Source organism: Roseobacter weihaiensis, assembly GCF_020622345.1.
GTDB lineage: Bacteria > Pseudomonadota > Alphaproteobacteria > Rhodobacterales > Rhodobacteraceae > Roseobacter > Roseobacter weihaiensis.
Genome location: NZ_JACNMO010000040.1, coordinates 1 through 14,636, shown reverse-complemented (window position 1 = coordinate 14,636; position 14,636 = coordinate 1). Strand labels below are relative to the sequence as shown.

The following is a 14,636-nucleotide window of genomic DNA, read 5'->3' as shown; positions in this document are numbered from 1 at the left end:
CATACCTTGCAATTAACCCGGCGAAGGACCGGGTTGAGTGGATTTTGCCTACTGACGGCTTGCTTGAAGATACGCGTACGCGCCACCAATGCATTTAGCAATCGCAGAAAACAGCGGGAATTGCGCGCGGCACCGCAGCATCGCTAAGGGCGGAGAATGTCCGCTAATGAAATGTACCGGCTGCTTCACGCGGCAGGTTAGGCTTTGCCTATTTCTGCAAACCGGAGAAGCAGCCTGGCGAAGAAAGGCTTGATAATCTCATGTCGGTTGGCATCGGCATTGGCAAAGACACATTCCATTCGGTGGGCTTTGTTCAGACGGGACAGCGCGTCCTGCGCAAGCAAATCAAACGATTTGCGCATGTTGCAACATTTGAAGAGCGGCCCCGCCGCATTGTGGGTATGGAGGCCTGCTTGGGCGCCCATTTTATGAGCTGCACCAAGGGCCAAAGAACGACTGCAATGACGCAGAAGCGATTGCCGCAGTCGCTCTGCGCCCGAACCTGCAAACCGTTTCCGAGAAGAGCCAGGATCATTTTGGTCTGTCGGCGCCCCATCGCGTTCGTTCACGCCCCGTGTCGCGCGGAACACCGGCGATCAGTCAGATCCGCGCCTTGCTGATCGGCCCTTACAGCGGATACATACATTCAGACCGCGAGCGTTGCTCAAGGTCGAGGCGATTTGGGCGTTGCAGCGCTGCACTCGATGATGGCAGAAGCCCAACCTACGACTTCGGTTTTTTGCGGCTAATTATAAATTAAATCATAAACGTATGATTTTGAACCTTTACGGCTGACCCAAATTCCTTCCGGTGGTGCCTGCGTCGATTGAGCGCTCAGCTGGTCCCACGGTCGGCCAAAAACCTCATCGGTACCGTGGTTTGCGGCAATCCACCCGAGCTTTGCATGACAAATTATCCAGTAGTCTCCATCGGTTCGTTTAAAGCCAGATCGCCCTTCAGTGTCAGTCGCTCTTTCAAAACGATAAACCAAACCGTCGGTCTGTCGCCTTAGTTCAAAAAACCTTGGCTTCCATTTTGAGTGTTCCGTCATCATGTCCGCAATCTTACAAAACCAGACGGAATAGTGAGCTCACAAATGGCAGCATTGTCCCGCATAGGATCGCTTACAGGAGGCGCATTGAAGGATTGAAGGTCAGCAGGCCTGGTCAGCTTTTCAGTTATACCCTAGTTTACCAAAGTTCGACCGCCTGCCCCACTCCGAGAGATGGCTCGGTCTGTCTGAACAGACTACAAGTCTGAATTGCCAAATCGATGGATATTTTCACAATCACCTTGCGCCTGCGGAGTAATGCTTGATGATTTCCATAGCTACGTTGATCGTGGCCAAACGGAAATTCCCTTATTGGGTCCCATAGGCGCTGACATCAGACAGCGCATAACATCAATACGCGGTGGCTGTATCGCAAACTGGTATCTTAGGCCAAGCATTCCGGCTGCGAGTTCTGCATGGATCGGCATATCGCAAGGATTGAAGACACCATTCTGGATTTGATGTCCGGCAGGGGCCAGAAAGAACAGATCACGGGTCGTAAGATCATTTATGCGACAGGAGATAGTGTCGCCGGTCTGCTGAAGAAACTCCACGAGCTAGAGATGCCAATCCGATACTGAAAGAACCACCCGGTCGTCACCAAGCGACTTGCACCCAAGGGGCTTTTTAAGGCAAAGGCGACTGTTAGTATCCTGATCGGGCAGGCAATGCATCCGGTCCCGTGTGTTCAGAATCGAAAGCTTGCCTGCGCAAAGCCAAAGTCAAAATCGCTGCCGTCAACCCGATCTATGACTGGACCAGCCAACCCTCGGACGAAGCTCGCATTGAGTTCCAGATGATCATTTACGTTCCAGATAGCGGTGATTTCGGCGAGCGTCGCGATTTGGCCACTGCCCCTTGCCCGGCTGGCACCAACGGTACGTATCCGGGTCCATAGACGGCGTCTTCCTCGCGCAGGCGGAAGAGAAAGTCCGCCCCCACTTCAAAAGTGAGGCTTTCATGGGGGCGAAACTCGATCATAGGGTGAATGTCGATCATGTTTGCCCGTGCGAACGCAGTAGCGTCGGTAAAATAGGCGAGGTTGGGATAGAGCGCGTTGAGTGTTCCTAAGTCGGGGTCGTCAGGATCGTCATCGCCGGACATGACATTGGCGCGCAGAGCGAAACGCGGCGTCCAGGGTATCTCTGCAAACCGGTAACCGATTTCAGCCGATAGACCCCAGGCAAAGATGTCGCCGTCACCGAATGTGCCTGTCTGAACACCTCCCTGGACATCATAGTCAAACATTCCGGTTGCCAAAGGCGCTTGGCCAAAGGCGCGCACTGAAAATGTATGGCGTCTTTCCAATCCGGTGCCCTGCGCCCAGCTTTCATCTTTATCTCGGCGACCGATGTATGCCAGATCCAAACCGCCCGCGGCCGAAAAGGGTGAAGGTGACTGCAGATAAATGCCCCATATCGCCTCTGTGTTATCCGCGCTACCCGAAAACCAGCCGTCTTCCAGTTCGATCGGACGTCCCGCAAAAACCGTCAGCGTACTGTTTTCAATGTTCAGATCAAGACGCACCGCGTCGAAGCGCCGGCGAGTATTGGCGCCTTCACGCAGACTTAGAAATCGCGGCGCACCAAAGACAATTTCCTGGCGCCCGAGCCGAAGCATCGGTGAGAACGGCAGGGCATCGTTTCGCAGTTCGACAAACGCCTGCTGCAAATCCGGAGCGCTTTCGTCAACAGGACGGGCACCCGGCTCCCGGCCATCTTCGACGTAGAACCCCAGTTCGGTAAATATTCTGATATTGTCTCCGACATGAAGGTCGGCATGTGCGAGGAAGCGATGTGTGACCGACGTGAAACCGTCTTGACCTGAAACCAGATCAAAACTGGGATTGTGAAAACTGTCCACGCGCAGTCGGTATTGTCCTCCAAGGTTGAGCCTGATGTTGGGATCCACTGGGATCCACTTCAGATGCTCAAAGCCTGCCCGCGGTCGATTCATTTCCTCAATGTAAGAGTAGTCCTCCGTCCATCGAAAAATACGTATCTGTTCACCTGCGGCGTCCTGCGCCTTTGTCTGGGCGCAAGCTGTGGCGGCTATGCTTAAGTTCGAGGCCGAAAGCAGTATCGCCACTGCAGAGCGACCAGTCCGCCAGTTTTTCATTCGGCGGCGGGCATGACCACAGTTATCCCGTCGTCGACGCCGAGCGACTGTCCCGTGACATAGGACGCTGCGGGAGAGCATAGCCAGACAATGGCCGCGGCGACCTCTTCTGCTGTCCCTGCCCGCCCCATCGGCACGTTCTTTTGAGCATCGAAACCACCAATCGTCGACGAGAAACGCTCGAGCATTTCCGTTGCAATAGCACCGGGGACCACGCAATTGACCCGTACCCCATTCGCCTGCTGCTCAACAGCAAGCGTTCGGGTAAAGCCCTGAACGCCTGCCTTTGTAGCCGAATATCTCATGTGCATCTCGGCAGCGTTGGAAAAAAGGGGGTCAGACAAGCCTTCCGCCAACAGTCCAGTGCCCGCATAACCCGTCGATCGCACTAAGGCAGGCGCAGGCACCACGTTTCGCGCCTATTGCGGGTCGGTCTACGAGCCAAGGCGCGAAAAGAACAGAACCTGAGTGTTTTGAAGTACCGCCGGATTTCAGCAGAGCATCAGTGAATCCTGAAATTCGCCGCGCGCCCCTGCGCCTAGCATATCACCCGGAATCCCTACGATAAGGAGCGGTCCGTATGCGGCTTAACATTAACGGTGAAGATGTCGACTTGGAGGTGGACCCCGATACACCGCTTCTCTGGGTGCTTCGAGATCATCTATCGCTGACTGGAACCAAGTTCGGGTGTGGCATCGCTTCCTGCGGTGCCTGTACTGTTCATATTGATGGCTATCCTCAGCGCTCATGCGTCTACCCGGTCGCAGCAGCCGAAGGAACGGCCATTACCACGATAGAGGGTGCGCGGTCCAAAGCGGAAGAGGCGGTTCGTGCGGCCTGGACGGAATTGCAGGTGCCGCAATGCGGATACTGCCAGTCAGGTCAAATCATGTCGGCGATTTCATTGGTCCGCGATGTTACGGCACCAACCGACGAGGACATAGATGCGGCGATGGCCGGAAATCTTTGCCGCTGCATGACCTACGACCGCATCCGCAAAGCGATCAAAACAGCCGCCCAGCAAATGGAAAGATGAGGGTCATGCCAATCGAACTTCGTAAAGCGACTGACATGGATCGGCGGCATTTCCTGAAAGCCACCGGAAGCACGGGCCTCGCGCTTAGTTTCATCTTGCCGTCATTTTCCACCGCCGCGCGCGCTGGTGGGATCGCGCCCAACACCAGACGTATCAATGCCTTTCTTGCGGTCACACCTGACAACGACATCGAAGTCTTCGTCGCACAGGCAGAGATGGGTCAGGGCATCACGACAGGCCTCACCCAGATCCTGGCTGAAGAACTCGGCGCCGATTGGGATCGAACGCATTTCCGCTTTTCGACGGAGCGGAGATCCGAGTTCATCAGCCCTGATCTATACGGCGGCATCGTGCTTACGGGAGGAAGTACATCCACCTCCACGTTCTTTCTACCCATGCGGCAAGCGGGGGCAGCGGCGCGCGCAATGCTGATCGCGGCCACCGCGGAGCAATCCGGAGCCGATGTATCGGAGTTCTCAACCAATCAATCGACCGTTGTTCATGAACCAACCGGAGATGTCTGGACGTTCGCCGAATTGTCGGAAGACGCGCTGCTGCAGCCTGTACCAGCCGACCCGCCCTTGAAGGCCCGCTCTGAATTCACGCTGATCGGGCAATCGCGCCCGCGGCTCGATTTGGCCGTCAAGCTTGACGGGTCAGCGAAATACGGCATCGACCATGTTGTTCCCGGCATGGTTTGGGCCGCAGTCCGGCATGGGCCGCTTGGGCGGGCCAGCGTCGCATCTTTTGATGGGTCCACAGCGACCAAGATGCCAGGCGTGCGCAAGGTCCTGGTTGTGCCACACGGCATTGCCGTCGTCGCCGATCACTATTGGCAGGCCGTGACAGCGCTTCGAACGGTGGAGGTCGTGTTTGACCCAATCGACGCGGATAACTTCTCGACGGAGGATATGCGAGCGTCCCTGGTTGCCGGGCTTGCTGCCGATGGCGTGGAGGTTCCCCAGATCAAGGGCGATGCCGAGACACGGCTCCAAACCGCATCAGACATCATTGAAGCGACGTATGAGATGCCGATGGCTGCGCACGGCTGCATCGAGCCGGTTACTTGCACCGCTTTCGTTCAAGGGGACACCTGCAAGTTATGGCTTTCGACCCAATCGCCAACGCTTGATGCCGGATATGCGGCAGATGTACTGGGTGTCGATCCCGCAACGATCGAAATCCACAACGAGTTCATGGGGGGTGCGTTTGGACGGCGGACCGGGCGCGAGCATGTTGAAGAGGCTATTCTTCTATCCCAGGCGGTGCAGGCCCCCGTTAAGGTGATTTGGTCAAGAGAAGAAGACATCTTGATGGACCAGTTCCGTACTGCCGCGATGGTGCATGGCCGCCTGGGTCTTGATGAGGACGGCCGTCCGGTCGCTTACAGTGCCAAAGTCTCAGCAACGGGTTTCTGGCAGAACATGCTTCCAGACTGGTACGAACAGGTCAAGCCGCTCGACATTCCTGCGATTGGTCTGCTGGACTCCGATTATGGCATTGAGGACGAAAACGGGCGCTACGCCCCCTATCTTTCTCCGCCACGGATCGGCCCATGGCGCGGCAACATGGATAACCATAACCTGCTTCTAGTCGAGTCCCTGATCGACGAAGCCGCGCATCATTTAGACCGCGATCCTCTTGAATATCGGTTGTCGCTGATCACGGACAAACGGAGTCGCGCGGTGATCGAACGCGTCGCAGAGTTGTCTGAATGGCAAGCCGAGAGGACGGGGGTATTCCGCGGTATTGCGTTCATGCACAACAAGAACTACTGGCGCTCGCGTGTCGCTGTCGTTGTCGAGTTGCAAGAGCAAGATGGCGTGCTCCGGGTCACAACACTCTATTGCGTCTGCAATTCAGGTCTGGTGATCAATCCTTTGCTGGCCAAGCAGAATCTCGAGGGCGGTTTGCTGTTCGGGTTCAGCTGGGCGTTTCTGGAAGAAACGACCTTCACGGATGGCTATCCGGATCAGCGCAACTTCTTCGATTATGAAATGCTGCGGATTGACAGTGCCCCCCGGCTGGTCGTGGAAATCATCGAAGCGGGCGAAGAGCCTGGGTCCTTCGGAGAAGTTGGGACGCCCATGGTCGCCCCCGCACTTGGTAATGCGATTTTTGCGGCGACAGGCGAAAGATTTCGTCGGTTACCATTTGCAAAGCATGGTGCTCCTTTTTGACGCCCATAGGTGAAAGCATCCTGATTGCTCGGGCGGGCTTCTAAAGCACGGCAAGCTGTCGAACATCGTGTCTTCCGACATCTGACCCTGCGGAAAAAGGCACATAACGGCACGTTTGACTTCGCCGTTTGAGACCGGCCAAGATCACATCGTCGGCAAGCCTGATGCAGCGCCTACGATTACCAGCTATGCGGTAGCCTAACTGCTCGACCTTATGAAACCCTTGGCATCTGTCATCCAGGCGCGGGATCGGCACGGTCTACATCAGCTCGGCGCGCTACGCCGTCTCAAACAAGCTCATCGAGGACTTGGCCGTCAACTTACCGCCTACCCGCCTTATGTCTCAATAAGGCTCCATTGGATCGGTCTTGAAACAATTTAACCACCAGAATTCTATGCAGGTTTGCAGGGCGGGCTTTCTTGAGATCTGGCAACTCCGGCGCGGATTTACACGGTACCCTTGGAAACACTCGGCAGTGTTTCGGTCAAATTTCCGCCTTGCAGCCTCCCGACCTAATGAAGTGTAGACCCCCGCCGTTCGAGGAAACGTCCATTCGGTCCGCCTTCAGGATGCTCGATCAGCCAGACGACTGTTGCGGCAGTTTCTGCCAAAGACCGACCGGCGACCGCGCCCGGCACTCCTCGCTCTTTCAAATCGGCGTAGACGGCGTTGACGGTCACGTCGCCTGCTGCTTCTGCGGCGAGGCACAGCGTCAACGCGTTCAGCGCTCCGAGCGATAACATGCAGCTCGGAACGGACACCAAACCGCCATTAGCCTCGCCCTGCGCATGCGTTATGTGGACGACACGACCGTAACCACGCGCGATCATACCCGGCATAAACAGATGCGCCAGACGCATCGCCCCGAACACATTGACGCTCAGCGCCCCGATCATCTGATCCGGATCGCTTTTCAGCACAGCGCCGGTCGGAAAGACTCCTGCCGCATGGACCAGAACATCGACCGCGATATCCCGTCCTTCAAGATCGTAATACGCTTCTTCGATCGACATCGCATTGGCGAGATCAACATGCAGCGCCTCGGCCTGCAACGAGGATGACGAAAGCGCCGCGACCGCTGCCTGGCCGTGGTCAGGGTCGCTCGTGCTGATCAACACGCGGCAATCTTGACGCGCGAGCTGGCGGCAGATCGCAAATCCGACGCCGCGACTTCCGCCCGTGATAAGGGCTGTCTTAGACTTCATCACCGATCCCGCGCGATTTGTGTATTGCTGAAGGCGACGATTTTTGCCGGATCGACTTCAAGCTGAGGAGCCATTGTCTGCATTGACGGTGAGGCTTCAGAGTTCACGTTGCAGAAACGTCCTTTCCCAGAGAGGCTGGACTTCCCGTGATTGCGATCAAGGCCAGCCATTCGGAGCGTATAGTCTTCCAAAACGATAGAGGGCTTTGAGCGTCAATACTTATGGAATCCGATCATTGTTTTTCAGATTACGCTTTCGGCTTCAACAAATGATATGCGTCGCAGACAGGACAGCCCGCGTCAGCCGGTAAGATATGCTGAGTTTCTACGGGGCGGTGCCTTCGACGCGGGCCGGGTGGCCCGCTAAACGCGCCGCACCTGCCCCGGCGTGACCCCAAACGTCTTCTTGAAAACACTGGTCAGATGCCCTTGATTGGCAAAGCCGCAGGCATAAGCGATCTGCGCGATGGCCTCGTGTGTGGTCGCAAGCTTATCACGCGCCCGCTCGCAGCGTCGGCGCTGGACATAGACCCAGACCGGCTCACCGGTTGTCGCTTTGAAGCACTTTGAGAAATGACTGGGACTCATCGCGGCGACGGCCGCGAGTTCCGCAACAGCGAGCGGCTCGCCGTAGTGCGCCTCGATATAGTCGATCACGCGGGTGATGCGTACGTCTTCGGGTCGACCGGGGCCAATTGGTGAAATCCCAGCGCTATCCGCCGTCAGCGCCAGAAACTGCATCGTTAAACCGTCCAGATACAGGTTCGCTGCACCGCCCGGAATAGTCGAATAACGCCACATTGCGCCCACAAGGGCCGTTGCATGCGCTGCAGATGTGCCCGGCGCATAGAATTTGGAAAACACATTCTCGCCAAGCCCGTAGCCACCAAGCAAATGATCGACCGTCGCCAGTGGCAATGCCGCCGCCATGATTTGATGTGGCTGGTCAACACCGCAATGAGATTCTGTCCAAGGCGGCGTGACTTGCAACATATTCGGTTGCGGGTTTTCCACTGCCTTGACGCCATCCCCGAAGTCAGTAAATGCACGTCCCCGGAGTTTGGGGACATGAACAAAAACAATTTCCGGTAGAGGCGGATCAATAAAGTCGAACGCTTCTTGCTGGACTTCAACCATTGTCAGCCCGAATGAGCCATTACTGCGATGCTCCTGCGGAAAGTCAGCATAGGTCGACTTTTGATAAAACTCAGCGTAGCTATCAAAACGCTGCCCCGGGGCCGCATGCTGTGGTTCGCTCATTGCGCGGCTCCACTGCGTATCGCGCCCGGCGTCACATCAAACATCTTCCTGAAAACACTGGTCAGATGCCCCTGATTGGCAAAGCCGCAGGCATAGGCGATCTGGGCAATCGGGTCATTGGTATAAAGCAATGTCTCCCGCGCCCGCTCGCAGCGCCGCCGCTGGACGTAGGCCCAGACCGCCTCGCCCGTCGACGCCTTGAAACATTTTGAAAAGTGGCTCGGACTCATCGCGGCGACGCCCGCGAGTTCTGCAACGGCAAGCTGTTTGCCATAGTGGGTCTCGATATAGTCGATCACACGGGTGATGCGTATGTCGTGGCCGCGGACGGGCGGGGCGTCAGCACCTGTGATCCTCGAGAGCGTCGCACCGAGTGCGGCCAAAGCCATCCCCTCCGTATAGAGATGGTTGATCCGCGGCCTTCTCAAATGGTCGATCAGATAACGCCCGATCTGCGCCGCATGTCCGTGGCGATGGTAGTCATAAAACCCTGATGGCAAGTAAGAGCCGTCCAGTCTCTCCAGATCGATGGAGGTGGCGCGATCCGGCTCGAGCTCGATCACGATACCCCAAAGATTGTTTTGCCCCCTCAGCCGGAAATCTGTCCCGGGTGCGGCAAAAGCGACGGTTTCAGGCGTGAAATTCGTTGCATTCAAGCGATCGCGGTTTGCTGCGTACTGCACAGGCATGTTGCTCAAATTGATGTCCAGAAAATAGGTTTCCGCAACAATCCGCACCTCGATTTCCCCCGGAGGAAGCGCGGTCACACTTATACCGCTGAGATCGCAGCGGTGTTTGAGAGCCGGAATACGCGCCACCGGAGGGCCATCGAACGGCACATCGAGAACCTTGCTGGAGGTCATCCGGGAATGCTCCAGCTCTGAATGAATGAGGCACGGTCGTTTTCCAGGACGGGGCAGCGGTCGGATGGAACGAAGGAGCGCATGGAATCGGGCTTGTCGTCAAGCGATGCGTCCGGGCAAGGGATTGCCCCTCTTTCCCGCCCGAAAGCGAAGTTCTGTCGTTGATTGCAGTTTCTGTCCGCCACGCCGGTCCTCCGTTCTCCAATTCTTCATGAGATTTTTATTTAGATGGTGATATGTACGCTCAAAAACAAGGATTCCAGCCATCTTCAGGGCAAATCATTAACGCCTTAACAGACAATCTGGCCATTCTCAGCAACGCAAAGGACGACAAGATCACTGCAACGATATTTTTACAGGAATTGCGGGCCGCAACCTGGTAGGCCAGCCGCGTCGACCGACCGGATCAGGTCACCTTATATCCATCGTCGGGCAGGTCTTGAGATCGGCCCAAGACATTGTTCCAGCATCACGGATTGGCTGCATTGGCGCCCACGAGAAACGAACGGGCAAGGCGCGTTGATAGTCTTCAGTCGTTGCTGAAAACACTAATCCGGCGTTTCACAACAGAAGGTGCCTGAAGCAGCAAGCTTTCAAGCGGACCGCCGTCGCCCACGACGTAAAGAAATGTCCCGTCCTGTTCCTCCACAATCTCCGCAGCCGTTCCACCGGCGATATTCTGGTCTTCCCCAGCGAAACGCTGATCTGAAGATCACCTGTGATGGCAAGCGCGTCTGTCCGGTATGGCTATCCCCCGATCCAGAAGACAAACTCAGTTGGCGATACCAGCCCGCCATGCTGAGACAAAGCGGAAAACTCCGGCCTTCGGCGGCAGAAGGTCGGGGCGCAGAGCAGTGCAATCTGAAAACTGCGGATGGAAGTCCGGTTGAAACACCTCATCCCCTATGAGCGCGAAATCGCTCAAATGCGGGAAACGATTGACGACCAGAGAATGCGCCTTGATAGATCGGTGACCGAGTAACATTTCGCCTGCCAGTTCCGCCTAAAGTAAGCGCGGACGGTGGCCTTGGCAATCGACAGCGAGAGACCCAATGCTCCGACTTTCGGAAAATGCGATCAATACAATTGTCCCGGATTTGCAGCGGAAATTCGATAGAAGGATAGTCGCAACCCTTCTCGAAAAATACGACGGCGTGGGGCAGATGCAAACAGATGGTTTCGTCGAATACGTCGCCGCGGCCCGCACACGTGCGCAATCGCTGGGGTTCCGGGCTGAGCAGCATATCTATGATCTGGTCGAGGCCTGTTGCCTAACCGGAAATGCGCTTTGGTCCGATCCGTATTTCAAGCAGATCATAGCGGCTCCCTTCAAGACGAATGAAGAGAAATGTGTCTGTATCCGCCGACACTTTATACCGGACCTTGAACCAGGTCTTTCCGAGAGACCCCCTGATGAATGATTTCAGCACGACCCAGGTCCCTGACAGCCCCATTCAGCAATGCCCCAGTAATTGCAGGGAAGCAATGGACATGGTGATGGAGGATGTGAACCGGATCACGCGGATTGATGATGCTGTAGATCGGAATGTTGCAATTACAGAAGCCTATAAGGATTTGGGTGCCGCGATGCCAAACAACCATTGGGTTCGCTTGGCAGGGTATGTTTCAACCCAAGGCGGGTGTGCGATGAAGAACTTCTATCCGTCGGAAAATTTCTGGATGGGGATGGGTGCGCAGACTTTTGGCCGAGCCATTGTGAACCCGAGTGAAGCACTGGATGCTTTGAGAGACGCGAACACAACCATCTTTACGTCGGTTTATCCCCCCAACAAATTCATGCATGACTGCGGATATGAGCGACTGAAACAATGCGTGGACTCAGGTGTGCTAGATGTAGATGATCGACTTATGGACGCATTAAAAGAGGTGGATCGCGGCAACCTCGCGGAAGGTGCAGACATAATGGCCGAGCATGAGCAGATGGATGTGGTTCAACCTGTCTACGAACGGCACAAAGATACGTTTGACGATATGGTGACTGCAGATGGTTGGGTCCCGGGCGATCAAACATCCATTCCGGTAGCTTATGAATGTACGCGAGACGATCTTGTACCGCTGGGCGATCTGGAAATTCAAAAGCCCAGGGATCGCGTCAAGTATTACAGAAAACTCATGGACAGGATGCGGGAGATTGAAGGTCTGTGATGATGAAACGTCTCGCTTTGATCCTTGTCACAATCCTTATTGTCACCGGATCCACATTGGCTTTGAGCACTGATCTTTTTAGGAGCACTCCCAAAATGGCAACCGAAGACCGTCCTATCGTCACGATCAATGCCCGTGTGCTGGACAGCATGCACCGCTATATTCACGAAAACAAACTCTATGGTCGGACAGAACTCACAGATTTGAATCGTAAGGACGAACTCTCTCAACCAGATCACGACGATCAATGGGTGGATTACCTCACCGCCCGTGCCTCGGATCGATACACTGAGGACCCGGGCGGGATCATCTTACATTATGACCATCCAGACTGCTCTGTCACCTTGCCCGCTGGTCGCCAGTTCAAATTCGGCCATACCGGCGGCTTTATTGACGAGATAGAAGCCATCTTCCCCCTGGAGCCGATGACTTGGGATGAGATGCAGGCAGAGCTAAAAAAGCTGATTGCAATGTTTGATGATGCAGGATGGGTGCGCAGCACGTCGGCAACCTCAGTACCAAGAAACGGTATTAAAGAGGAAATTGTCTTTGAAGACTTCCTTAAATCCTTCGGCCCCAAATGGGCCGGCGTGGGGTACTGGAACCAATGCGATATTCCAGGTGTTACGGCGTATTTGCAAATCCGACACTACAACAGTTCGTCGCCCGGATCGTTCATACCGCCTGCCGCATTGTCAGAGCCTTTGGACGAAAACGCCGAAGACAAATTCTTGTTTCTGATACGTTTCTTGGCAGACAACGAAGGTCCTGTACAACCCGAGATGACCCGTCTCCGTGATGCGCGGCGGGTTGAAGAAACCGGGCGTCCGGATCAAGCCATTCCACTTTCCATTTGGCTCGATGATCCCGATTGGCGGCCAGAGGATTGGGATGGTGAATTTATAGAATAAGAAGATGGCAGAAGACGCCAAGATACCGCCATACCAAGAGGTATTTTCTGATCTTGCCGTCAAAAGCACATTTTTCGGAACCGGTCTTGGCCGCCTGATAGAAGAACTTCTATCCGTCTGAAAAGCCGGTAATGGGCTCACTGGCGCAGACTTTTGGGAGAGCAGTGGTGAACCCTGGAGAGGCGCTGGATGCTTTGAGAGACGCGAACACAACCATCTTTACGTCGGTTTATCCCCCCAACAAATTCATGCATGACTGCGGATATGAGCGACTGAAACAATGCGTTGCGGCCGGTGAACTGGTGGTTGATGACCGATTGATGGGCGCTTTGGGCGAATTAAACTCGGGCAACCTGAAAAAGGCAGCAGATTTACTTGCAGAGCACGAACAAGTCGATGTTGTGCAGCCCGTCTATGAAAGACACGAAGATACGTTTGACGACATGGCGACTGCGGAGAGTTTGCTGCCGCGCGATCAAACTTCAATCCCGATCTCTTACGAATGTACGCGAGACAATCTGGTAACATTGGGGGATCTGGCGATTCAGAACGCCGAAGACCGCGTTAAGTATTACGGAAAACTCATGGACCGCATGAAAGAAATCGAAGGTTTGCCATGACCCCACGTCTGGCTTTGATCCTCGTCGCAATTTCTATTGTGGCCGGATCCATATTTGCTTTGCGCGCTGATCTTCTGAGGAGCACCCCAAAAATGGTAGCTGATGAACGCCCTGTCGTCAAAATCAAAGCCCGTGTGCTTGATAGCATGCACCGCTATATTCACGAAAACAAACTCTTCGACCGAACAGAGATAACCTTGCTGAACCGTAAGCGGCGGCTTTCTCTCGCTGATCATGATGACGACGCCGTGGACTACCTCACCGCCCGTGCTTCGGATCGATTTATGGAAGACCCAGGCGGCATTGTTCTTGAATACGATCACCTATCTTGCCCCATCACTTTACCAGCCGGGCGTCAATTCAAGTTTAGTCACGTAGGCGGCTTCATCGACGATATAGAAGCCATTTTCCCGCTCGAACCTATGCTGTGGGACGAAATGCAGATTGAACTCAAGAAATTGATTGCCCTTTTCGACAATGCCGGATGGGTACGGAGTGCAGGCAAATTCACGCCGCGACAGCCTGTCAAAGACACTATTGTTTTTGAGGACTTTCTTTTAGCGACAGGACCAAAGTGGACATCGGTTGGTTTTTGGGAACAATGTGATAATCCTGCGATCAAAGCAGGTGTCGAAATCCGGCACTACAATAGCTCGTCGCCCGGATCTTTTATGCCACCCGCGGCGCTGTCCGCGCCGCTCGACCCGACGGCAGAAGATACTTTTCTGTTTCTTGTGGCAATTAAGGCAGAATTCGAAAGTCCAGTGGCGCAAGAATTGAACCGCCTGCGGGATGCGCGGCGGGTTGAAGAAACCGGGCGTCCGGATCAAGCCATTCCACTTTCCATTTGGCTCGATGATCCCGATTGGCGGCCAGAGGATTGGGATGGTGAATTTATAGAGTAAAAAGATGGCAAAAGACGCCAAGATACCGCCATACCAAGAGGTATTTTCTGATCTTGCCGTCAAAAGCACATTTTTCGGAACCGGTCTTGGCCGCCTGATAATTGGTTTCCTGCTAATGATCCCTGCAATTCTTGAATTCACGTAGCCAACGTGATTAGAAGATACCCGCCCGTTACTAAGCAGCCCCACTTAGATGGTCCGGTTTGATTGTTAGTGCATTGTCGGCTGAGCTGCTCCCCTTGTTTGGACCCCCCGGCTGGAGATTTTCGGGGGGTTTGGCTCAGGGTGCTTGTTGCATGTCTGAGCCATTCATCCGCGAGA

At 54.9% G+C, this 14,636-nt stretch carries 15 protein-coding genes and 1 pseudogene; 9 read left to right on the top strand and 7 right to left on the bottom strand.

The annotated features are described in order from the left end of the window. Positions 1-260 precede the first annotated feature (260 nt). Positions 261-622, top strand: a pseudogene (locus tag H7847_RS25150) (IS110 family transposase); the annotation flags it as partial. Positions 623-745: 123 nt separating this feature from the next. On the opposite strand, the gene H7847_RS25145 reads toward H7847_RS25150, so the two are convergent. The 3 genes from H7847_RS25145 to H7847_RS25135 form a co-directional block, all read right to left on the bottom strand. Beyond that, positions 746-1,054: a hypothetical protein gene (locus H7847_RS25145; protein WP_227272246.1), complete on the bottom strand. Its 309-nt coding sequence runs from the start codon at positions 1,052-1,054 to the stop codon at positions 746-748. An 801-nt stretch (positions 1,055-1,855) separates the two neighbouring features. Next, on the bottom strand, positions 1,856-3,139 hold the full coding sequence (locus H7847_RS25140; protein WP_227272245.1) for an alginate export family protein: 1,284 nt from the start codon (positions 3,137-3,139) through the stop codon (positions 1,856-1,858). Between the two features lie 26 nt (positions 3,140-3,165). Then, positions 3,166-3,474: an SDR family NAD(P)-dependent oxidoreductase gene (locus H7847_RS25135; RefSeq protein ID WP_227272244.1), complete on the bottom strand. Its 309-nt coding sequence runs from the start codon at positions 3,472-3,474 to the stop codon at positions 3,166-3,168. 275 nt (positions 3,475-3,749) lie between these two features. Here H7847_RS25135 and H7847_RS25130 point away from each other — a divergent pair, with 275 nt between their 5' ends. Both H7847_RS25130 and H7847_RS25125 read left to right on the top strand, forming a co-directional pair. Next, complete coding sequence (locus tag H7847_RS25130; protein WP_227272243.1) at positions 3,750-4,205, top strand: (2Fe-2S)-binding protein; 456 nt, start codon at positions 3,750-3,752, stop codon at positions 4,203-4,205. A 5-nt stretch (positions 4,206-4,210) separates the two neighbouring features. Continuing rightward, positions 4,211-6,385 carry a xanthine dehydrogenase family protein molybdopterin-binding subunit gene (locus H7847_RS25125; RefSeq protein WP_227272242.1) on the top strand — a complete coding sequence of 725 codons (2,175 nt, stop codon included), beginning with the start codon at positions 4,211-4,213 and terminating at the stop codon, positions 6,383-6,385. 513 nt (positions 6,386-6,898) lie between these two features. Here the strand turns inward: H7847_RS25125 and H7847_RS25120 are convergent. From H7847_RS25120 to H7847_RS25105, 4 genes are all read right to left on the bottom strand, one after another. After that, complete coding sequence (locus tag H7847_RS25120) at positions 6,899-7,591, bottom strand: SDR family NAD(P)-dependent oxidoreductase (RefSeq protein ID WP_227272241.1); 693 nt, start codon at positions 7,589-7,591, stop codon at positions 6,899-6,901. Between the two features lie 362 nt (positions 7,592-7,953). After that, entirely contained in the window at positions 7,954-8,850 is an 897-nt protein-coding gene (locus H7847_RS25115; protein ID WP_227272240.1) for a helix-turn-helix transcriptional regulator, read from the bottom strand. Then, positions 8,847-9,713, bottom strand: a complete 867-nt coding sequence (locus H7847_RS25110) for a helix-turn-helix domain-containing protein (RefSeq protein ID WP_227272239.1) — start codon at positions 9,711-9,713, stop codon at positions 8,847-8,849. Before H7847_RS25110 ends, H7847_RS25115 begins: the two co-directional genes overlap by 4 nt. Before the next feature lie 772 nt (positions 9,714-10,485). Beyond that, a complete protein-coding gene (locus H7847_RS25105; RefSeq protein ID WP_227272238.1) occupies positions 10,486-10,698 on the bottom strand; it encodes a hypothetical protein in 213 nt (70 codons plus the stop codon). 67 nt (positions 10,699-10,765) lie between these two features. Between H7847_RS25105 and H7847_RS25100 the strand changes: the two genes are divergently transcribed. From H7847_RS25100 to H7847_RS25075, 6 genes are all read left to right on the top strand, one after another. After that, on the top strand, positions 10,766-11,134 hold the full coding sequence (locus H7847_RS25100) for a hypothetical protein (protein ID WP_227272237.1): 369 nt from the start codon (positions 10,766-10,768) through the stop codon (positions 11,132-11,134). Next, complete coding sequence (locus H7847_RS25095) at positions 11,127-11,879, top strand: DUF2515 family protein (protein ID WP_227272236.1); 753 nt, start codon at positions 11,127-11,129, stop codon at positions 11,877-11,879. The genes H7847_RS25100 and H7847_RS25095 overlap by 8 nt, the downstream gene beginning before the upstream one ends. A gap of 95 nt (positions 11,880-11,974) precedes the next feature. Then, positions 11,975-12,790 carry a hypothetical protein gene (locus H7847_RS25090; RefSeq protein ID WP_227272235.1) on the top strand — a complete coding sequence of 272 codons (816 nt, stop codon included), beginning with the start codon at positions 11,975-11,977 and terminating at the stop codon, positions 12,788-12,790. Positions 12,791-12,921: 131 nt separating this feature from the next. After that, positions 12,922-13,410, top strand: coding sequence for a DUF2515 family protein (locus tag H7847_RS25085; protein WP_227272234.1), 489 nt, complete (start codon positions 12,922-12,924; stop codon positions 13,408-13,410). After that, positions 13,407-14,315 (top strand): hypothetical protein, encoded by a 909-nt coding sequence (locus H7847_RS25080; protein ID WP_227272233.1) that lies wholly within the window; start codon positions 13,407-13,409, stop codon positions 14,313-14,315. The genes H7847_RS25085 and H7847_RS25080 overlap by 4 nt, the downstream gene beginning before the upstream one ends. Before the next feature lie 4 nt (positions 14,316-14,319). Then, a complete protein-coding gene (locus tag H7847_RS25075; RefSeq protein WP_227272232.1) occupies positions 14,320-14,460 on the top strand; it encodes a hypothetical protein in 141 nt (46 codons plus the stop codon). The last annotated feature ends 176 nt before the right edge of the window (positions 14,461-14,636 follow it).